This window comes from Bradyrhizobium sp. HKCCYLRH3059 (assembly GCF_051168035.1).
Lineage (GTDB): Bacteria > Pseudomonadota > Alphaproteobacteria > Rhizobiales > Xanthobacteraceae > Bradyrhizobium.
Genome location: NZ_JBNPUF010000002.1, coordinates 1 through 18958, shown reverse-complemented (window position 1 = coordinate 18958; position 18958 = coordinate 1). Strand labels below are relative to the sequence as shown.

Here is an 18958-nt window from a genome sequence, read left to right as displayed (position 1 = left end):
GCTTACGCCGCGGCGGGCTTCGCCTGCCGCGCGATCGCCAGCGCCAGAAGCGCCGCGACGATGCAGAGCGCGCCGGCGGTGAAGAACGCCGGCAGGTAGCTCTGGAGCAGCGTGCGCGACAGGCCGGCGCCGAACGCGGCGGTGCCGGCGCCGAGCTGATGTCCGGCGAACACCCAGCCAAACACCAGGTTGGCCCGCTCGGGCCCAAACCGCTGCGCCGTCAGCCGCACCGTCGGCGGCACGGTGGCGATCCAGTCGAGGCCATAGAACATCGCGAACAGCGACAGGCCATAGAACGAGAAGTCGGTGAACGGAAGGAACAGCAGCGAGAGACCACGCAGGCCGTAGTACCAGAACAACAGCCAGCGATTGTCGTACCGGTCCGACAGCCAGCCCGAGACGATCGTGCCGACGAAATCGAACATGCCCATCGCGGCGAGCAGGCTCGCCGCCTCCACCTGAGGAATTCCGAAGTCGAGGCACATCGGGATGAGATGCACCTGGACAAGGCCGTTGGTCGAGGCGCCGCAAATGAAGAACGTCGCAAACAGCATCCAGAACACCGGCGCCCGCGAGGCGTCGCGGAGGGTGCCGAGGGCGGCGGCGAGGATCGGCGTGGTGACGGGCGAGGGGGCGGCGATCGGGTCGGTGTCGTTGTCGCCATAGGGTCGGAGGCCGAGATCACTCGGGCGATCGCGCATCAGCAGCAGCACGGCGGTGGCGGAAACGCCGAGCATGATGCAGATCAGCCCGAGCGCGACGCGCCAGCCGAGCCGCTCGGTGAGGCTGGCGAGCAGCGGCAGGAACACCAGCTGTCCGGTGGCGACGCTGGCCGTGAGAATGCCGACGACGAGGCCGCGCCGCGCGACGAACCAGCGCGTGGCGATGGTCGCGCCCAGCACCAAGGCGGTCATGCCGGTGCCGATGCCGATCACGACGCCCCACAGCAGCACGAGGTGCCACACCTGTGTCATCGCGAGCGACGCCAGCAGCGCCGACACCACGATCAACTGGGCCAGCAGCGTGATGTTGCGCAGGCCGTAGCGGTTGAGCAGGGCGGCGGCGAACGGCGCCATCAGCCCGAACAGCACGAAGCGGATGGAGAGCGCCGAGGAGATCTCCGCGGTGCTCCAGCCGAATTCCTGCTGGAGTGGCACGATGAACACGCCGGGTGCGCCCACCGTGCCGGCGGACACCAGGGCCGTGAAGAACGTCACGGCGACCATCACCCAGCCGTAATGGATGTTGCGCCGTCCAAGGATCGCTGCAAGTTGGTTCGAGATCATGAGGCTCTCAGTACAATGGGGTTGCGCGCCCATTCTGCCAGGGCGCCCAAATGACATAAATGGCTAAGTTCCCTCGTTTCAGGACATCAGGGTCGCTCCACGGCGATCGCAGTCGCCTCGCCGCCGCCGATGCACAGTGCGGCCACGCCGCGCTTCAGCCCGCGCGCGTCCATCGCATGCAGCAGCGTCACGATCAGCCGCGCGCCGGTGGCGCCGATCGGGTGGCCGAGCGCACAGGCGCCGCCGTTGACGTTCAGCCGGTCACGCGGGATGCCAAGGTCGCGCTGCGCGGCCATGGCAACGACGGCGAAGGCCTCGTTGATCTCGAACAGGTCGACATCCTCGACGCGCCAGCCGACCTTGTCGAGCAGTTTCCTGATCGCCGGAATCGGCGCCGTCGTGAACCATTGCGGCTCCTGGCTGTGGGTGGCGTGGCCCTTGATCTCCGCGATGACAGGCAGCCCGTCGCAATCGGCACGCGACCGCGCGGCGAGCACGAGCGCCGCGGCACCATCCGCGTTCGCGGAGGACGCTGCGGGCGTGATCGTGCCGTCCTTGCGGAACGCCGGCTTCAGCGCCGGGATCTTCACCGGATCGACCTTGAGCGGATGCTCGTCGTTGGCGACCAGGCGCGGGCCGGATTTCTCGACGATCGTGATCGGGGCGATCTCGGCCTTGAACGCCCCGCCTTCGACCGCCTTGCGCGCACGCGTCAGCGTCTCGATGGCGTAGGCATCCTGGTCGGCGCGGGTGAACTGATAGGCCTCGGCCGTGGCCTCGCCGAAATCGCCCATCGAGCGTCCGGTCTCATAAGCGTCCTCCAGGCCATCCAGCATCATGTGATCGAGGATCCGATCGTGGCCAGCACGATAGCCGCCGCGCGCCTTGGTCAGCAGATATGGCGCATTGCTCATGCTCTCCATGCCGCCCGACACGACGATCTCGGCGGAGCCCGCCCGAATGATGTCGTGCGCCAGCATCGTGGCCTTCATTCCGGAGCCGCAGACCTTGTTGATGGTGGTGGCGCCGGTGGCGTCCGGCAGGCCGGAACCGCGCGCGGCCTGCCGTGCCGGAGCCTGGCCCTGGCCGGCCGACAGCACGTTGCCCATGAACACCCCCTGGACCGCATCGGGCGAAACGGTGGCGCGTTCGAGCGCGGATCCGATCACGTGCGCGCCGAGCTTGTTCGCACTCAGCGGCGACAATTCGCCCATGAAACGGCCCAACGGCGTGCGGGCGGCGGACAGGATCACGACGGAATCGGACGAGGCCATGACAAGGCTTTCTGATGAAATATGATAATCATCATATAATAATCTCTCGCAAGAGGAAACCCCGACGGTCCCTGCTGAACCGTCGTGAAGCTGGCGCGAGGCTGCCGGGATCTGCGAGGCGAGACTTGGAGAAACTTGCTATCGCTTGCGGTCGATGAAATGTTGCATCAGCCGTTTCGGCTCGTCGGTGAGGAACGACCGTCCGAAGGCGCCGATCGATATCTCGATGGACTCCTTCAGCGGCAGCTCCTCCCATTGCCGCAGCAGAGCCTTCTGCGTCCGCAGCGCTTCGGGACCGCAGGCGAGCAGGGATGCCACGGCCTTCTCGACCGCGATGTCGAGTTCTCCCTCGGCGGCGACGGCATCGACGAGGCCCCAGGCGAGAGCGGTCGGCGCGTCGATCGTCTCGGCGGTCATCAGCAGCCAGCGCGTGCGGCCCCAGCCGATGAGACGTGGCAGCAGCGCGGCATGAATGACCGAGGGAATGCCGACACGCACCTCGGGCATGCCGAACTTGGCGTCGTGTCCCGCGACACGGATATCGCAGGCCGCTGCGACCTCCAATCCGCCACCCAGACACCACCCCGGCATCCGCGCAATCACGGGGGCAGGAAAATGTCGCACCGCTTCGCAGAGCCCGGCAAGTCGCGAGATGAAGGTTTCCGCTGAAGCCTGGTCCAGCGTTGCCATCTCCTTGATGTCGGCGCCGCCGATCATGCTCTTCCCGCTTTCGCCGGCCAAAACGAGAACGCGAATGGCGGCGTCGGAGGCGAGCGATCGCAGCCCGGCTTCCACGTCGAGAATCGCCGCCGAACCGAGAATGTTGAGCGCGCCTGCATTGCAGATCGTCAGCCGGACGACGCCTTGGCCGTCACGACTCACGCCGCAGTGGGAATTGAGCATGTCCATGGTCGTCCTCGTCGGGTTCCTGGGCAACAGGGGTGTGCCGGGAATAAATCAGGCCAGCGAAGTTGATTTAGATCAACTCGAATTCATCAAATAGCTGCAGCGAGCAGGACGCAGAGCTGTTATAGTATGACCGCAGACATTCAATGGGACGGCAATGCGTTACTCTCCGGAACACAAGGCGGAAACCCACGCGCGGATCGTGCGCAAGGCATCGGTGCGGCTGCGCGAGCGTGGCGCTCATGGTGTCGGGGTTGCAGACCTGATGAAGGAGGCCGGACTGACTCACGGCGGCTTCTACGCGCATTTCGATTCGCGCGAGGCGTTGGTCGTGGAGGCGTTCGGTTATGCGATCGATCGTTCGATGGAGCATTGGCGCAAGCTGCTGGACCAGTTGCCGCCGCAGAAGCGGCTCTCGGCCATCGTCGACGGCTATCTGTCCGCCGGCCATCGCGACGATGTCGGTCACGGCTGCGCGGTTCCTGCGCTCGGAGCGGAAATCGCCCGCGAGAGCGCCAAGACCCGCAAGGCCTTTGCTGCGAAGCTGGAAGAGTTGATCGACCTGTTCGCCGAGTACATCGTCGACGTACCGGCCAAGACTGCGCGAAAGCGGGCTTCGGCGATGCTCGCGACTCTGGCGGGGACGCTCGTGATGGCGCGACTCATGGGCAGCGGCGAATTGTCAGACGATATCCTGAACTCCGGGCGCGAGGTGGCGCTGGCCGTCGCCAGCGGAGGTGGGCCGGCGGGCAGGGCACCTGTGCGGGCACCCGCAAAAAGGCCCGTGAAGAAGGCGGTAGCCGCGAAGCGCTAATCCGTCGCGCGGCTCGGATGCGGGACGCGGCACGCTGCACGCCGCGGGGTCTGCAGTGATCGTGCCGACCGAGCGAAGGGGCGGCATTTTCGCAGCGCCGATCAGCGCTTAGACCCTTCCCAAACGTCGCAAAGACTGCAAGATGCCGGCCAATTCGGCACTGCTTACCCCTGCGGAGGATACCCCATGCGTTCGATCGGTCATTTTATTGGCGGCAAAGAGGTCAAGGGCACGTCTGGACGGACGGCCGATGTCTTCGAGCCCATGACCGGCGACGTTCAGGCCAAGGTCGCGCTGGCGTCCCGCGCCGAGCTCCGGGCCGCGGTCGAGAACGCCAAGGCGGCGCAGCCGGCCTGGGCCGCCACCAATCCGCAGCGCCGCGCGCGCGTCATGATGAAGTTTCTGGAGCTCGCGCAGCGCGATTACGACCAGCTCGCCGAGCTGCTGGCCCGCGAGCACGGCAAGACCGTTCCAGATGCCAGGGGCGACATCCAGCGCGGCCTCGAGGTGGTTGAGTTCGCCTGCGGCATTCCGCATTTGATGAAGGGCGAGTACACCGAAGGTGCCGGTCCGGGCATCGACATCTATTCGATGCGCCAGCCGCTCGGTGTCGTTGCCGGCATCACGCCGTTCAATTTCCCGGCGATGATTCCGATGTGGAAGTTCGCTCCCGCCATCGCCTGCGGCAATGCCTTCATCCTGAAGCCGTCGGAGCGCGATCCGGGCGTGCCGATGAAGCTCGCCGAGCTGATGATCGAGGCCGGTCTGCCGCCGGGCATCCTCAACGTCGTCAACGGCGACAAGGAGGCGGTCGACGCCATCCTCGAGGATCCGGACATCATGGCGATCGGCTTCGTCGGCTCGTCGCCGATCGCGCAGTACATTTATGAGCGCGCCGCCGCCCACGGCAAGCGCTGCCAGTGTTTCGGCGGCGCCAAGAACCACGCCATCGTGATGCCCGACGCCGATCTCGACCAGGCCGTCGATGCGCTGATCGGCGCCGGCTACGGCTCGGCCGGCGAGCGCTGCATGGCGGTGTCGGTTGCGGTGCCCGTCGGCAAGACCACGGCCGACCGGCTGATGGAGAAGCTGATCCCGCGCGTGGAAAGCCTCAAGATCGGCACGTCAGTCGACCCATCGGCCGATTTCGGCCCGCTGGTCACCCGCGAGGCGGTCGAGCGCGTGAAGAACTACGTCGACATCGGCATCAAGGAGGGGGCGACGCTCGCCGTCGACGGTCGCGGCTTCAAGATGCAGGGCTATGAGAACGGCTTCTACATGGGAGGCTGTCTGTTCGACAACGTCACCAGGGACATGCGGATCTACAAGGAGGAGATCTTCGGGCCGGTGCTGTCGGTCGTTCGTGCCAAGGACTATGCCGAGGCGCTGGCGCTGCCGTCGGAGCATGATTACGGCAACGGTGTCGCGATCTTCACCCGCGACGGCGACGCCGCGCGCGACTTCGCGGCCAAGGTCAATGTCGGCATGGTCGGCATCAACGTGCCGATCCCGGTGCCGATCGCCTACTACACCTTCGGCGGCTGGAAGAAGTCCGGCTTCGGCGATCTCAACCAGCACGGCCCGGATTCGATCCGCTTCTACACCAAGACCAAGACGGTCACCTCGCGCTGGCCGTCCGGCGTCAAGGAAGGCGCGGAATTCTCGATCCCGTTGATGAAGTGATGAGATGAACTGACAACAGTGGGAGCCCGCTAGGGCTCCCACTCCGTCATTGCGAGGAGCGAAGCGGCGAAGCAACCCAGGCTGCCTCCGCGGAAAGACTCTGGATTGCTTCGCTTCGCTCGCAATGACGGAGTGTCAAGAGGCGCCACGGCCAACAAACAAGACCAGGAAACGCGGAGAACGGATGCAGTTCGCTCTCGACGAGGATCAGATCGCGGTGCGCGACATGGCGCGCGCCTTCGCGGCGGAGAAGATCGCGCCGCATGCGCTGCGCTGGGACGAGGAGAAGCATTTTCCCGTCGATGTGATGCGGGAGGCCGCAAGCCTCGGCATGGGCGGCATCTACATCCGCGACGATGTCGGCGGCTCGGGTCTCAGCCGGCTCGATGCGACGCTGATCTTCGAGGCGCTGGCGACGGGCTGCCCCACGGTGTCGGCCTTCATCTCGATCCACAACATGGCCTCGTGGATGATCGACACCTTCGGTACCGAGGCCCAACGCCAGGCTTACCTGCCGAAGCTCTGCGCCATGGACCTGATCGCGAGCTATTGCCTCACCGAGCCGGGCGCGGGCTCCGATGCGGCGGCGCTGCGCACGCGCGCGGCGCGCGAGGGCGACGACTACGTGCTCAACGGCCAGAAGCAGTTCATCTCCGGCGCGGGCGCCACGGATATCCTCGTTGCGATGGTTCGCACGGGAGCCGACGGTCCCGGCGGCATCTCGACCCTGGTGATCGATGCCAATACCCCCGGCGTGTCGTTCGGCGCCAATGAGCGCAAGATGGGCTGGAACGCGCAGCCGACGCGCGCGGTGATCTTCGAGAATGCGCGCGTTCCGGTGGCCAACCGGCTCGGCGAGGAGGGCATCGGCTTCAAGATCGCCATGGCCGGGCTCGACGGCGGCCGCCTCAACATTGCCGCGTGCTCGCTCGGCGGCGCGCAGGCCGCGCTCGACAAGACGCTGGCCTATACGAAAGAGCGCAAGGCGTTCGGCAAGCGGCTCGACGAATTCCAGGCGCTGCAGTTTCGCATCGCCGACATGGCGATCGAGCTGGAGGCGGCACGCACCTTCGTCTGGCGCGCGGCGGCTGCGCTCGACCGCAAGGATGCTGACGCGACCATGCTGTGCGCTATGGCCAAGCGCTTCGGGACCGATGTCGGCTTCGAGGTCGCCAACCAGGCGCTGCAGCTGCATGGCGGCTACGGCTATTTGAGCGAATACGGCATCGAGAAGATCGTGCGTGACCTGCGCGTGCACCAGATCCTCGAAGGCACCAACGAGATCATGCGCCTGATCGTGTCGCGCAAGCTGATCGAGGCGGCGCGATGATCGAGGCTATCGAAGGCGACCTGATCGTCCGCCGCGAAGGCTCGGCCGGCATCATCCGGCTGAACCGGCCGAAGGCGATCAACGCGATGACGCTGGAGATGTCGATGGGCATCGACGCCGCGCTGGATCGGTTCGAGGGCGATCCGGCCGTCGCAATTGTCGTGCTCGAAGGTGCGGGCGAGCGTGGACTTTGTGCGGGCGGCGATATCCGCGGGCTCTATGAGAGCTCGAAGACGAATGGCGATCTCGGCAAGGTGTTCTGGCGCCAGGAATACATCATGAACGCGCGCATCGCGGCGTTTCCAAAACCCTATGTCGCCTATATGGACGGGCTGGTGATGGGCGGCGGCGTCGGGCTGTCGGCGCATGGCCGCCACCGCATCGTGACCGAGAAGACCAAGCTCGCAATGCCCGAAGTCGGGCTCGGCTTCTTTCCCGACGTCGGCGGCACCTGGCTCTTGTCGCGCGCGCCCGGCGAACTCGGCGCCTATTTCGGCCTGACGGGGCAGACCATGAACGGGCCCGATGCGATCCATGCGCGCTTTGCCGATGCCGTGGTGCCGACCGAGAAATGGCCGGCGCTGCGCGAGGTCCTGACCAAAGTCAGGCCGGGGACGCTGTCGATCGAGATCGACCGGCTGATCGCAGGCTTCGCGACGTCGGAGACGTCCGGCCCGGTGGCGGCGCAGCAGGCCAAGATCGACGCCTGGTTCGCCCATGACAGCATGCACGACATCTTTGCCGCCTTGAAAGCGGACGGCTCGGAGCTCGCGTTGGCGACGCTGAAGACGCTGCAGGAGAAGTCGCCGCGCGGCATGGTCGTGACGCTCGAGCTGCTGCGATTGGCACGCGGTGCGGCGTCCCTGGAGGAATGCCTGGTGCGCGAGTATCGTGCGGCGCTCGAAGTGTTCCGCAGCGACGATTTCCGCGAGGGCGTGCGTGCGGCGATCATCGACAAGGACCGCAATCCCAGATGGTCGCCGCCTGATGTCGATCAGGTGACACCGGACATGCTGGCGCCATATCTTGCCGAGATTGGCGCCGACGAGCTGACCTTTCCGCAGAGCAGATAACAATCAGGTCGAGGGGAGAGAACGAACCATGGCAACGATCGCATTCATCGGCCTCGGCAACATGGGTGGACCAATGGCCGCCAACCTGGTCAAGGCCGGCCACAAGGTGGTCGCGTTCGATCTGGTCGAGACCTCGCGCGCCCAGGCCAAGGCCGATGGCGCCGAAATCGCCGACAGCGCCGTCGCCGCGGCCAAAAGCGCCGATGCCGTCGTCACCATGCTGCCGGCCGGCAAGCATGTGCAGGCGGTCTGGAACGAGGTCGTGCCGGCGATGTCCAAGGGCGCGCTGATCATCGATTCCTCGACCATCGACGTCGAGAGCGCGCGCGCCGCGCATGCGCTGGCCACAAGGCACGGCATCGCCGCCGTGGACGCGCCGGTGTCCGGGGGCACCGGCGGCGCCAAGGCCGCAACGCTTACCTTCATGTGCGGCGGCGAGGAGAGCGCGTTCGCTGCGGCCAAGCCGATCCTTGAGAAGATGGGCAAGAAGATCGTCCATTGCGGCGGCGCCGGCGCGGGGCAGGCGGCCAAGATCTGCAACAACATGATCCTCGGCATTTCGATGATCGCGGTCAGCGAGGCGTTTGCGCTGGGTGAAAAGCTCGGCCTGTCGCATCAGGCGCTGTTCGACGTCGCCTCGACCTCGTCGGGGCAGTGCTGGTCGCTGACATCCTATTGCCCGGTGCCGGGCCCAGTGCCGGCTTCGCCCGCCAACAACGACTACAAGCCCGGCTTTGCGACCGCGCTGATGCTGAAGGACCTCACGCTGTCGCAGGACGCCGCCAAGGCCGCCGGCGCGGCGACCCCGCTTGGCCAGCACGCGCAGGAGATCTACAAGGCGTTCGAGGCCGGCGGCCATGGCGGCGTCGATTTTTCCGGGATCATTCAGCACGTTCGCAAGCTCGCCGGGACCACCTGATGACGACATTCAAGGACGCACGCGCGTTTCTGCTGGCGCATCGTACCGACTACGATGCGGCCGTGAAGGGTTTCCGCTGGCCCGATGCCGTCCCGTTCAACTGGGCGCTCGACTGGTTCGATGCCGAACTCGCGTCCGATCCGGAGAGCCGCGACCGCACCGCGCTTTGGATCTTCGACGCCGCGCAGGACCGCCAGACCAAGCTGTCGTTTGCGGCGTTGTCGCGCCGCTCCAACCAGGTCGCGAATTTCCTGCGCGCGCAGGGCTTGAAGCGCGGCGACCATCTGCTGCTGCTGCTCGGCAACGTCGTGCCGCTGTGGGAGACGATGTTGGCGGCGATGAAGCTCGGCGTCGTCGTGATCCCCGCGACGACGCTGCTGACCACCGACGAGTTGCGCGATCGTCTGGAGCGCGGCCGCGCAAAGGCCGTGGTCGCGGCGCAGGATCAGGTTGCGAAGTTCGCCGATCTGGGCGTCGATGATCTCGTCCGCATCGTCGTCGGCGCGCCGGCGGCACCTGCCGGCTGGCTGCCGTTCGAGCAGGCGGCCGACGCGGCCGAGGCGTTCACGCCGGATGGGCCGACGCAGCCGGATGATCCGATGCTGCTGTATTTCACCTCCGGCACCACGGCCAAGCCGAAGCTGGTGCGGCACAGCCATCGCAGTTATCCGGTCGGCCATCTCTCGACCATGTACTGGCTCGGCCTGCAGCCGGGCGACGTGCACCTCAACATCTCCTCGCCGGGCTGGGCCAAGCATGCCTGGAGCTGCTTCTTCTCGCCCTGGAATGCCGGCGCCACGGTATTCGTGGTCAATCAGCCGCGCTTCGACGCCAAGGGGCTGCTCGCGATCATCAAGCGCTGCGGCGTCACGACGCTGTGCGCGCCACCCACGGTGTGGCGGCTGTTCATCCAAGAGCATCTCGCCGACTTCAAGGTCTCGCTGCGCGAGGCCTGCGGCGCCGGCGAACCGCTCAATCCGGAGGTGATCGATCAGGTGCGTGCCGCCTGGGGGCTGACGATTCGCGACGGCTATGGCCAGACCGAAACCGCGGCGATCGTTGGCAACTCGCCGGGCCAGAAACTGAAGATCGGCTCGATGGGGCGGCCGCTGCCGGGCTATCGCGTCGAGGTCGCCGACATCGACGGCAATCTCTCCGGCGAAGGCGAGATCACGCTGGCGCTCACCGGCGAGCGTCCGGCCGGCCTGATGCAGGGCTATCAGGGCGACGACGGTCAGCTGTCCGGCGCCGATGGCATGCGCTACCGTACCGGCGACGTCGTGTTCCAGGACGATGACGGCTATCTCACCTTCGTCGGCCGCTCCGACGACGTGTTCAAATCGTCCGACTACCGCATCTCGCCGTTCGAGCTGGAAAGCGTGCTGCTGGAGCATGAGGCCGTCGCCGAGGCTGCCGTTGTGCCGTCTCCGGATCCCATCCGTCTTGCTATACCGAAAGCCTATGTGTTGCTGACGGCGGGCGCGGAGCGCTCGCGCGCCACGGCGCTGTCGATCTTCACCCATCTGCAGGCGCGCCTGGCGCCATTCAAGCGCATCCGCCGGCTCGAGCTCGTGAGCGAGCTGCCGAAAACGATCTCCGGAAAAATCCGCCGGGTGCAGCTGCGCAGGCTGGAGCACGAGGACAACCGCACGGACCATCTGCGCGGCACGGAATTCAAGGAAGAGGATTTCCCGGAGTTGAAAACGAGGCCATCCGGGCACGAGGTGTAGGAACGCATGAACAAGATCTGGAAGAAGCCGCCGATTTCGCTCGAAGCCTATCAGGCCATGGTCGGCCAGGAGATCGGCGTGTCGTCATGGCACGTGCTCGATCAGAAGCGCATCGATACCTATGCCGATGTGATCGAGGATCATCAGTTCATTCACGTCGACCCCGAGCAGGCCAAAGCGACGCCGTTCGGCACCACGATCGCGCACGGCTTCCTGACGATGTCGCTGCTGTCGGTCATGTCCTATGAGGTCATGCCGGCGATCGAGGGTACGGCGATGGGCGTGAACTACGGCTTCGACAAGCTGCGCTTCATCTCGCCGGTGAGATCGGGAAAACGCGTGCGCGGCCGCTTCGTCCTTGCCGAAGCCACTCTGCGCAAGCCGAAGGAGCTGCAGTCGCGCACCAACGTCACGGTCGAGATCGAGGGCGAGGACAAGCCCGCGCTCGTCGCCGACTGGATCGGACTGATCTATCTCAGCTAACTCACCTCGTCACAACCCACCCTTCGTCATCGCCGGGCTTGACCCGGCGATCCATCAAGTCCGAGAGTCTTTCGAGGTGGATGGATGCCCGGGTCGAGCCCGGGCATGACGAGCGACAAATAGGAACGACACATGGCAATCAGATTCGACGGGCGCGTCGCCATCGTCACCGGCGCAGGCAATGGTTTGGGGCGCGCGCATGCGCTGGGGCTGGCGAGCCGCGGCGCCAAGGTCGTGGTCAATGATTTCGGCGGCGCGCGCGACGGCACCGGCGGCTCGATGACCGCGGCGGAGACGGTGGTCGAGGAGATCCGCAAGGCCGGCGGCACCGCGATGGCCGACGGTGCCGACGTCTCGAATTTCGAGCAGGTCACCGCGATGGTCGAGCGCGCAACCAAAGAGTGGGGCAGCGTCGACATCATGTGCGCCAATGCCGGCATCTTGCGCGACAAGTCGTTCGGCAAGATGGAGGTTGCCGATTTCGCCAAGGTGCTCGACGTGCATCTGGTCGGCACCTTCTACTGCTGCAAGGCGGTGTGGAACGGCATGCGCGAGCGCAACTACGGCCGCATCGTCATGACGACCTCATCCTCCGGCCTGTTCGGTAATTTCGGCCAGGCCAACTACGGCGCGGCCAAGACCGGCATGGTCGGCCTGATGAACGTGCTGGCGGAGGAGGGCCGCAAGACCAACATCCGCGTCAACATCATCTCGCCGACGGCTGCGACCCGCATGACCGAGGAGCTGCTGCCGCCGCAGGCGCTGCAGCTGATGAAGCCGGAATCGATCACGCCCGCGGTGGAATATCTGCTCAGCGAGGACGCGCCCACGCGCACCATCATGGGCGCGGGTGCGGGCTCGTTCGCGGTCATCAGGATCCTGGAGAGCGAGGGCATCAACCTGCCGCCGGAGGAGTGGACGCCGGACGCGATCGCCGCGCATTTTGCCGAGATCAGCGACATGTCGAAGGCGCGGGCGCTGCAGGGTGCGTTCGAGCAGACACAGAAATACGTCGGTCAGGCCGCCGCGCGGCTGGGGCTCAAGCTGTAAGGCACCATACGCATCGCACCCTCCGCCGTCATGGCCGGGTCAAGCCCGGGCATGACGACCTGTTGTGTGGTGACGCCATGGCCTAAACTCCAGTCATGACCTTATCCAAGCAAGTTGCCGTCATCGGAGCCGGGCCGGCCGGGCTGATGGCGGCCGAGGTGTTGGCTGAGGGCGGTGCCGCCGTCACCGTCTACGATGCGATGCCGTCGGTCGCGCGCAAATTCCTGATGGCAGGGCGCGGCGGCCTCAACCTCACCCATAGCGAAGAGCTGTCCGCCTTCCTGTCGCGCTATCGCGAGGCGGCGGCGTGGCTGGAGCCGGCCATCCGCGCTTTCCCGCCGCAGCGGCTGCGCGACTGGTGCGAGGCGCTCGGCGAGCCCACGTTCATCGGCTCCTCGGGCCGCGTGTTTCCGACCGCGATGAAGGCCTCGCCGCTGCTGCGCGCGTGGCTGCGCCGGCTGGCCACGCAGGGTGTGCGCTTCGAGCTGCGGCATCGCTGGACCGGCTGGGACGAGGCAGGGCGGCTGATATTCGAGACACCGGCAGGACTGCGCGCGATCACGGCCGATGCGACCGTGCTCGCGCTCGGCGGCGCCAGCTGGCCGCGGCTCGGCTCCGACGGGGGCTGGGCATCGCTTCTCGCCGCGAAGGGTGTCGCGATTGCGCCGCTGCGGCCGGCCAATTGCGGCTTCACTGTCGCCTGGTCGGACATCTTCCGCGGCCGCTTCGAAGGCCAGCCGCTCAAAGGCATCGCGCTGTCGTTTGCTGATCGCAGCGTCCGCGGCGAGGCTATCGTCACGCGCGACGGCATTGAAGGCGGCGCGGTCTATGCGCTGTCCGCCGAGTTGCGCGAGGCAATCGCTCTGGAAGGCGCGGCCATTCTTGACGTCGCGCTGCGACCCGATCTTGCGACCGCCGATCTGGTCAAGCGGCTGTCAGCGCCCCGCGGCAAGCAGTCGTTCTCGAATGTCCTGCGCAAGGCGCTGCAACTGTCCCCCGTCGCGATCGGCCTGCTGCAGGAGGCGGCAAAAGCGCAAGGCCTGTCGCTGTCATCGCTGTTGCCGGACCGTCTCGCTGCACTGATCAACGCCGTGCCGATCAAGCTGACGGGCACCGCCGGACTGGCGCGCGCGATCTCCAGCGCCGGCGGCATCGCGCGTGACGAACTCGACGCCGACTTCATGCTCAAACGCCTGCCCGGCGTGTTCGCCGCCGGCGAAATGCTCGACTGGGAAGCCCCGACGGGCGGCTACCTGCTGCAGGCGTCGTTTGCGACCGGGGTCGCCGCGGGGAAGGGCGTGTTGAAGTGGCGTGCGGGGGAAATGGCAGGCAATGTCTGACCAGCTTCCCGAGCCCTGGTCTTGGATGACGGACGATCAGCTCCGCGCCGCGTTCGAAGAAGAACTTGCGCGCGAAGTAGGTCCCAATCATGCGCTGGCTAATCGGTCCCTCAGGATCGTCGCCCGACGCGAGGACTGCGACGACGTTCTTGTAGCGCTCGGGGGAGGCTGCGTGGCTCAAGTCCATTTGACGTGGACACGGCGCCGCGAGCTTGATCCTCGCTGGCCCGAGGCCGTCATCTACGATTCCATGGAAGATTGGCGGAACAGTTGCAGCGAATAGCCGAGCGGGCGGCCACAAACACCGTCGTCATTCCGGGGCGCCCGGAGGGCGAGCCCGGAATCCATAACCACGATCGGGCGTATGGATTCCGGGCTCAGCCGCTAGTGCGGCTGCCCCGGAATGACGCTGCGAGAGAGTTTCGCCCTATCGCAGCTTGCCGCGGGCGGCGACCGGCAGCGTGCCCAGGATCTCCTCGCCGCGGACCATGACGACCTCGTCCATCATGTTGACGACGACGCAGACGTGGTTGGGGACGATGCGGACGACGTCGCCGACATTGGGGCGGGTATTGCTGCGCGACAGATCGAGGAAGCCGTGCTCCTCGGCGAAGCGCGCGATCTTCGCTTCCGGGTGCTCCAGGATCAGGCCGTGGCCCTCGAGGCCGCCGGTGTCAGTGGTCAGCGTCTTCGAGCCGGCATCGAGGATGCCACGCTCGGGCGCGGCGCGGCTGACGACGGTGGAATAGATGTGCAGCGCGCAGTCGTCCCAGGTTGCGACGCCGGCCGCGACCTGCATGCGGTCGTTGTAGATGTAGGTGCCGGGCCGATGTTCGGTGGCGCCCTTGAGCTTGCCGAGATTCTTCAGGTTCGGCGAGCCGCCGGTCGAGACGATGGCCGCATCCAACCCGTCGGCGCGGACACCGGCCAGCGCCTCGTCATAGAACCGCTGCGCCTCGTCCCAGCCGGTCTCGGTCGGATACAGCATGAAGCCGGCGAAGCGCAGGCCGTCTGACGCTGCGATCTGGCGCGCAAGCTGGATCGCTTCCGTCGGCGTCTCGACGCCGGCGCGCTTGCGCCCAGTGTCGCATTCGACCACGACCGAGAGCGTGCGGCCGGATTGTTTTGCCGCCTGCGGCAGGCCGGCGATCACGGTCGCGTTGTCGGCGGCGACCGTCATGTCGGCCTTGGCTTGCAGCGCGGCGAGGCGTGCCATCTTCTCCTCGCCGATCAGGTTGTAGCTGATCAGGATATTGTCGATGCCGGCACCCGCCATGATCTCAGCCTCGCCGATCTTCTGGCAGGTGATGCCTTGCGCGCCCGCCTCGATCTGCAGCTTCGCGAGCACCGGGCTCTTGTGCGTCTTGATGTGCGGCCGGTTGGCGACGCCCGCGGCCTCGCACTGGGCCTGAATGCGCGCGATGTTGCGCTCGACCCTGTCCATGTCGATGACGGCACAGGGCGTGCCGTACTCCCGGGCGATCCTGGCGGCGAGCGGGGTGGTCATGTCATTTACTCCATGTTGCCGTCATTGCGAGGAGCTAAGCGACGAAGCAGTCCAGAGTCCGGCTGCAGCCCCGGATTGTTTCACGTCGCTCGCAATGACGAAGTGATTTCGATGAACGTTACGCGCCCTCGATCTCCTCGCGCAGCACTTCGAGCTCGAGCCAGCGGTCCTCGGCGGCGGTGAGCTCGGCTTGCGCAGTGGCGATCGCGAGGGAGGCGGCGTCGAATTTCTTGCGGTCTTTCGCATACAGCGCGGGGTCGGCGAGCACGGCCTGCTGCTTGGCGATCTCGGCTTGCAGCTTGGCGATCGTCTTCGGCAAGGTCTCCAGCGCGTGCTTCTCGTTGAAGGAGAGCTTGCGCTTCGGCGCGCTCGCAGGCGCCGTGGCCGCGTGCTTGGTTTCCTTCTTCTCCTCAGCCGCCTTGGCATGCTGGCGCTTCAGGTCGGCGCCGCGTTGCGCCAGCATGTCGCTGTAGCCGCCGGCGTATTCCTGCCATTTGCCGTTGCCCTCGGGGACGATCACCGAGGTGACCACGCGATCGAGGAAGTCGCGGTCGTGGCTGATCAGGATCACCGTGCCCTCGTAGTCGCCGAGCATGTCCTCGAGCACATCGAGTGTCTCCAGGTCGAGATCGTTGGTCGGCTCGTCCAGCACCAGCAGGTTCGATGGCTTGGCCAGCGCGCGCGCCAGCATCAGCCGGCCGCGCTCGCCGCCGGAGAGCACTTCGAGCGGCGTGCGCATCTGCTCGCGCGAGAACAGGAAGTCCTCCATGTAGCCGACGACGTGCTTCGGCTTGCCGGCCACCATGACGTGATCGCCGCGGCCGCCGGTCAGCGCTTCGGCGAGCGTCGTCCGGGGATCGAGGCTCTCGCGGTGCTGGTCGAGCGTCGCCGTCTCCAGATTGACGCCGAGCCGGATGCTGCCGCTGTCCGGCTCGCTGCCGCCGGTGAGCAGGTTGACCAGCGTGGTCTTGCCGGCGCCGTTCGGGCCGACGATGCCGATGCGGTCGCCGCGCTGGATGCGGATGGAGAAGTTGTCGACGATCTTGCGATCACCAAAGCTCTTCGACGCGCCCTTCGCTTCGATCACCAGCTTGCCGGACTTGTCGGCCTCGGCCGCGGCGAGGTTGGCGGCGCCCGCCGTGCCGCGATAGTCGCGGCGCTGCTGGCGCAGCGCATGCAGGTTGGCGAGCCGCTTGACGTTGCGCTTGCGGCGGCCGGAGACGCCGTAACGCAGCCAGTGCTCTTCGTTGACGATCTTGCGGTCGAGCTTGTGCTGCTCGCGCTCTTCTTCCGCCAGCACCTCGTCGCGCCACGCCTCGAACGCCGCAAAGCCGCGGTCGATCTGCCTGATCTGGCCGCGGTCGAGCCAGGCGGTCGCGCGCGACAGATTGGTGAGGAAACGGCGATCGTGACTGATCAGCACCAGCGCCGAGCTTCGGCCGTCGAGCTCGTTCTCCAGCCATTCGATGGTCGTCAGGTCGAGATGGTTGGTCGGCTCGTCCAGGAGCAGGATGTCGGGGTTGGGCGCGAGCACGCGCGCCAACGCCGCGCGGCGCGCCTCGCCGCCGGAAACATGCGCCGGATCTTCCTCGCCGGTGAGGCCGAGCTGCTCGACGAGATAGCGCGCCTGATAATGATCGTCGCCGGGCCCGAGCCCGGCCTCCACGTAGGACAGCGTGGTGGCATGGCCGGAGAAGTCCGGCTCCTGCGGCAGGTAGCGCACGGTGGCGCCCGGCTGCACGAAGCGCGTGCCGCTGTCGCATTCGACGAGGCCCGCAGCGATCTTGAGCAGCGTCGACTTGCCGGAGCCGTTGCGGCCGATCAGGCAGACGCGTTCGCCCGGCGAGACCGACAGCTCGACGCCCTGCAGCAGGGCGGTGCCGCCGAAGGTCAGTCGGATGTCCTTGAGTTGGATGAGAGGCGGCGCCATGGGTCTAGCCTTGCTGCTGCATCCGCGCGGCGCGCTGGCGCTGCATGCGGCGGATGGTCTGATCGAGGGTGGAGAGGAAGGTGGAGCGGTCGCGCGGCGTGAACGAGCGCGGCCCGCCGGTGACCTCGCCGGACGAGCGCAGATCGGTCATGAGGTTGCGCACGGCGAGTGTCATGCCGATCGACTCCTCGGTGAACGCCTTGCCGTTCGGCGCAATCACGGCGCTGCCGGCCTTGACGCAGCGGCTCGCCAGCGGAATGTCTGCTGTGATGACGACGTCGTCGGCGCCGGCGCGCTCTGCGATCCAGTCGTCCGCGGCATCCATGCCGCTGCCCGCCGCCACGCGCGTGATCAGGGGATCCTCGGGCACGCGGATGAAGCCGCCCGCGACCACGATCACTGGCAGGCCGTGGCGGATCGCGACGCGATAGATCTCGTCCTTCACCGGACAGGCGTCGGCGTCGACATAGATCGTGACAGGGGCGAACTCGGCGGTTTCGGTCGTCATCTGGCGTTCTGCTGGGGGTGGCCGGTTGGTACCCCATCGCCAGCCAAATTGCGAGCCAAACGCTGGCCTTGCCAGGACCTTTCCGGCCGTTACCATCGTCTGAAAAGGGTCAAAGGGAGGCAAGGATGGCAGACCGAATCGCGACCTATGCGGTCGAGGCGTTCAACACGGCCAAGCAGTCCGAGAACAAGATGCACGATGACAGCGTGGCGCGCCGGTTCGGCTTCGCCGGCGGCCTCGTGCCCGGCGTCGAGGTGCTGGCCTATATGCTGCATCAACCGGTTGCGCACTGGGGCCGGGCATTCCTGGAGCGCGGGCTGATCGAGGCGCGGTTCACCAAGCCGGTCTATGACGGCGAGATCGCCGAGGTCAGGGCGGAGGAGGTCGGCGACGGGCTCAGCCTGGAGGTCGCGAGTAAAGGTGAGATCTGCGCCACCGGTTCCGCGTCGCTGCCCGCGTCAGCGCCCGACATCGCTCTGGCCGAATATCGAGAGGTTCCAGCCGCGGCGGTGCGACCGCTCGTCAGTGCGGAGTCATTCGCTGTCGGCAGCTGGCTCGGCACGGCGCCACGCGCGTGGCCAGGGCAGGCGGCCACCGCCTATCTCTCTGAGATTCGCGAGCGCGATCCGATCTATGCAAACGAGCGGTTTGGTCACCCGGGCATGTTGCAGAGGGTGATGAACCGGCTGCTGGTCGACAATGTCGTCCTCGGCCCCTGGATTCACGTCGGCAGCCGAATGCAATTGCTGTCGGCGATTGCAGAAGCCGACGAGATCACGGCGCGTGGCCGGGTGGTCGCGAACTACGAGAAGAAGGGCCACCGCTTCGTCGAGATCGATGCGCTGGTGGTCGCCAATGGCGACCGCCCACTTGCGCATTGCCATCACGTGGCGATCTATCAGCCGCGCGCGCAGGCGGCCGCCTAGCGGACGGACTTGGCAAGAGGCACGCGGCATCCAAAAGACAGCTGTCATGCTCCGCCTGCGCGGACGATGACGGCGAAGTTCTGGGTACGCTGCTTGCCCCACACTCCCGTCATTGCGAGCGCAGTGTTCAGCCCGGAGACATAGCTTACACCTGTTCGGGGACATAGTTGACAGTTTTGGGGTCGCGCAGATCAATCGC

At 66.4% G+C, this 18958-nt stretch carries 15 protein-coding genes and 1 pseudogene; 10 read left to right on the top strand and 6 right to left on the bottom strand.

Features of this window, described 5'->3' with window-relative positions; genetic code table 11:
- Positions 1-2: 2 nt before the first annotated feature.
- The 3 genes from ACQR13_RS07050 to ACQR13_RS07040 all read right to left on the bottom strand — a co-directional run bounded on the left by ACQR13_RS07050 (position 3) and on the right by ACQR13_RS07040 (position 3469).
- Positions 3-1286 (bottom strand): MFS transporter, encoded by a 1284-nt coding sequence (locus ACQR13_RS07050; protein WP_316192706.1) that lies wholly within the window; start codon positions 1284-1286, stop codon positions 3-5.
- Positions 1287-1372: 86 nt separating this feature from the next.
- On the bottom strand, positions 1373-2560 hold the full coding sequence (locus ACQR13_RS07045; RefSeq protein ID WP_316192705.1) for a thiolase family protein: 1188 nt from the start codon (positions 2558-2560) through the stop codon (positions 1373-1375).
- Positions 2561-2698: 138 nt separating this feature from the next.
- On the bottom strand, positions 2699-3469 hold the full coding sequence (locus ACQR13_RS07040; RefSeq protein ID WP_315714441.1) for an enoyl-CoA hydratase: 771 nt from the start codon (positions 3467-3469) through the stop codon (positions 2699-2701).
- A 154-nt stretch (positions 3470-3623) separates the two neighbouring features.
- Here ACQR13_RS07040 and ACQR13_RS07035 point away from each other — a divergent pair, with 154 nt between their 5' ends.
- The 9 genes and pseudogenes from ACQR13_RS07035 (at position 3624) to ACQR13_RS06995 (ending at position 13888) form a co-directional block, all read left to right on the top strand.
- The gene (locus tag ACQR13_RS07035; protein ID WP_316192704.1) at positions 3624-4280 is read left to right on the top strand and encodes a TetR/AcrR family transcriptional regulator; all 657 of its coding nucleotides are present in this window, start codon (positions 3624-3626) and stop codon (positions 4278-4280) included.
- 186 nt (positions 4281-4466) lie between these two features.
- Positions 4467-5963, top strand: a complete 1497-nt coding sequence (locus tag ACQR13_RS07030; protein ID WP_434862702.1) for a CoA-acylating methylmalonate-semialdehyde dehydrogenase — start codon at positions 4467-4469, stop codon at positions 5961-5963.
- A 184-nt stretch (positions 5964-6147) separates the two neighbouring features.
- Positions 6148-7293: an acyl-CoA dehydrogenase family protein gene (locus ACQR13_RS07025; protein WP_434862701.1), complete on the top strand. Its 1146-nt coding sequence runs from the start codon at positions 6148-6150 to the stop codon at positions 7291-7293.
- Entirely contained in the window at positions 7290-8366 is a 1077-nt protein-coding gene (locus ACQR13_RS07020) for an enoyl-CoA hydratase/isomerase family protein (protein WP_434862700.1), read from the top strand. The genes ACQR13_RS07025 and ACQR13_RS07020 overlap by 4 nt, the downstream gene beginning before the upstream one ends.
- Positions 8367-8376: 10 nt before the next feature.
- Positions 8377-9285, top strand: a pseudogene (gene mmsB / locus ACQR13_RS07015) (3-hydroxyisobutyrate dehydrogenase); the annotation flags it as partial.
- On the top strand, positions 9285-11015 hold the full coding sequence (locus ACQR13_RS07010; protein ID WP_434862699.1) for an AMP-binding protein: 1731 nt from the start codon (positions 9285-9287) through the stop codon (positions 11013-11015). The pseudogene mmsB and the gene ACQR13_RS07010, both read left to right, overlap by 1 nt.
- A 6-nt stretch (positions 11016-11021) precedes the next feature.
- Complete coding sequence (locus ACQR13_RS07005; RefSeq protein ID WP_315827400.1) at positions 11022-11498, top strand: MaoC family dehydratase; 477 nt, start codon at positions 11022-11024, stop codon at positions 11496-11498.
- Between the two features lie 132 nt (positions 11499-11630).
- On the top strand, positions 11631-12548 hold the full coding sequence (locus ACQR13_RS07000; RefSeq protein ID WP_434862698.1) for an SDR family NAD(P)-dependent oxidoreductase: 918 nt from the start codon (positions 11631-11633) through the stop codon (positions 12546-12548).
- A 95-nt stretch (positions 12549-12643) separates the two neighbouring features.
- A complete protein-coding gene (locus ACQR13_RS06995; RefSeq protein WP_434862697.1) occupies positions 12644-13888 on the top strand; it encodes an NAD(P)/FAD-dependent oxidoreductase in 1245 nt (414 codons plus the stop codon).
- 427 nt (positions 13889-14315) lie between these two features.
- On the opposite strand, the gene ACQR13_RS06990 is transcribed toward ACQR13_RS06995, so the two are convergent.
- From ACQR13_RS06990 to ACQR13_RS06980, 3 genes are all read right to left on the bottom strand, one after another.
- A complete protein-coding gene (locus tag ACQR13_RS06990) occupies positions 14316-15395 on the bottom strand; it encodes a D-TA family PLP-dependent enzyme (protein WP_315749772.1) in 1080 nt (359 codons plus the stop codon).
- 118 nt (positions 15396-15513) lie between these two features.
- Entirely contained in the window at positions 15514-17325 is a 1812-nt protein-coding gene (locus ACQR13_RS06985) for an ABC-F family ATP-binding cassette domain-containing protein (protein ID WP_316172000.1), read from the bottom strand.
- Positions 17326-17329: 4 nt separating this feature from the next.
- Entirely contained in the window at positions 17330-17833 is a 504-nt protein-coding gene (locus tag ACQR13_RS06980; protein ID WP_434862696.1) for a YaiI/YqxD family protein, read from the bottom strand.
- Positions 17834-17958: 125 nt separating this feature from the next.
- On the opposite strand from ACQR13_RS06980, the gene ACQR13_RS06975 reads away from it, so the two are divergent.
- Entirely contained in the window at positions 17959-18759 is an 801-nt protein-coding gene (locus ACQR13_RS06975; RefSeq protein ID WP_434862695.1) for a hypothetical protein, read from the top strand.
- Positions 18760-18958: the final 199 nt, after the last annotated feature.

Excerpts from the sequence above, each read along its gene's own strand:
- ACQR13_RS07025 (WP_434862701.1), top strand. The coding sequence starts at position 6,148 with ATGCAGTTCGCTCTCGACGAGGATCAGATCGCGGTGCGCGACATGGCG.
- ACQR13_RS07010 (WP_434862699.1), top strand. The coding sequence starts at position 9,285 with ATGACGACATTCAAGGACGCACGCGCGTTTCTGCTGGCGCATCGTACC.
- ACQR13_RS06975 (WP_434862695.1), top strand. The coding sequence starts at position 17,959 with ATGGCAGACCGAATCGCGACCTATGCGGTCGAGGCGTTCAACACGGCC.
- ACQR13_RS07050 (WP_316192706.1), bottom strand. The coding sequence starts at position 1,286 with ATGATCTCGAACCAACTTGCAGCGATCCTTGGACGGCGCAACATCCAT.
- ACQR13_RS06980 (WP_434862696.1), bottom strand. The coding sequence starts at position 17,833 with ATGACGACCGAAACCGCCGAGTTCGCCCCTGTCACGATCTATGTCGAC.
- ACQR13_RS06990 (WP_315749772.1), bottom strand. The coding sequence starts at position 15,395 with ATGACCACCCCGCTCGCCGCCAGGATCGCCCGGGAGTACGGCACGCCC.
- ACQR13_RS07045 (WP_316192705.1), bottom strand. The coding sequence starts at position 2,560 with ATGGCCTCGTCCGATTCCGTCGTGATCCTGTCCGCCGCCCGCACGCCG.
- ACQR13_RS06995 (WP_434862697.1), top strand. The coding sequence starts at position 12,644 with ATGACCTTATCCAAGCAAGTTGCCGTCATCGGAGCCGGGCCGGCCGGG.
- ACQR13_RS07020 (WP_434862700.1), top strand. The coding sequence starts at position 7,290 with ATGATCGAGGCTATCGAAGGCGACCTGATCGTCCGCCGCGAAGGCTCG.
- ACQR13_RS07000 (WP_434862698.1), top strand. The coding sequence starts at position 11,631 with ATGGCAATCAGATTCGACGGGCGCGTCGCCATCGTCACCGGCGCAGGC.
- ACQR13_RS07040 (WP_315714441.1), bottom strand. The coding sequence starts at position 3,469 with ATGGACATGCTCAATTCCCACTGCGGCGTGAGTCGTGACGGCCAAGGC.
- ACQR13_RS07030 (WP_434862702.1), top strand. The coding sequence starts at position 4,467 with ATGCGTTCGATCGGTCATTTTATTGGCGGCAAAGAGGTCAAGGGCACG.
- ACQR13_RS07005 (WP_315827400.1), top strand. The coding sequence starts at position 11,022 with ATGAACAAGATCTGGAAGAAGCCGCCGATTTCGCTCGAAGCCTATCAG.
- ACQR13_RS06985 (WP_316172000.1), bottom strand. The coding sequence starts at position 17,325 with ATGGCGCCGCCTCTCATCCAACTCAAGGACATCCGACTGACCTTCGGC.
- ACQR13_RS07035 (WP_316192704.1), top strand. The coding sequence starts at position 3,624 with ATGCGTTACTCTCCGGAACACAAGGCGGAAACCCACGCGCGGATCGTG.